The 729-nt window shown below is 44.6% G+C and carries 1 protein-coding gene; it reads right to left on the bottom strand.

Annotation, left to right across the window (positions count from 1 at the left end; all coding sequences use genetic code 11):
• Nucleotides 1-553, bottom strand: a 553-nt coding sequence (gene tmrB / locus ACWHAR_RS26790; RefSeq protein ID WP_452088391.1) for a tunicamycin resistance ATP-binding TmrB, incomplete at its 3' end; no start/stop codon positions are given.
• Nucleotides 554-729 lie beyond the last annotated feature (176 nt).

Raw genomic sequence — 729 nt, 5'->3', positions numbered from 1 at the left:
CGGCGAACCTTCGGAGGCTGCCTCTTGTATCAGGATCTAATGGGAGTTCGGCTCTCGCGGCAATGTTCTCTGCCACATCCTGAATCGACAGGTTGTCTGTTTGAATGTGGTCCTCAAAAATGGGTAATGATAAACCTTCAACGCAGCGGTCAATTTGTTTGGCGGCCCATGAGTTTTTTCCTTCTGCTCTGGTGCGAAGCCTTTTTAACAAGGTTTCCTTTGAAGCCATTAGTGTAAAGTGGTGAACGATCCTGCCTTCATGTCTGAGCCTGCCGATGATCTCATTGAAGTATTCAGGATGTACAATCGTCATAGGCACAATAATGATGCCGCGGTATGTATCTGTCAGAGAAGCTAGCAAACTGTAATTGAACGCCCGCCATAAAGGATAGCTTTGAAAATCGTCCTTTGCGATCTCCTGCGGCACCATGGAGCGCAGCGCAAAACCCATTTTCTCGGGATCATACACGTAAGATGATTTCAGCCTTCTGTGCAGTTCGAAGGCTGTTTGTGTTTTTCCGGAACCGAATGCCCCGTTTATCCAAATGATCATCGCCATTTCTCCCTTCCTATTTATCATACAGAAAAAGACCCTTCCATCGAAGAGTCAGCTGTAAAAACAATAAAGGCGGAAGGTTTTAATGCTTTTTTGCGTCGAAGTATTAAAATAACTATTGAAATGTTGTACAATGAATGTCATTCAGGCAAAATGGCTAAACAACAAAGCGC

The sequence above is a fragment of the Bacillus sp. LR--39 genome (genome assembly GCF_053613335.1).
Note: the sequence above shows the minus strand (reverse complement) of the source record. Positions and strands in the feature narration are given on the sequence as shown.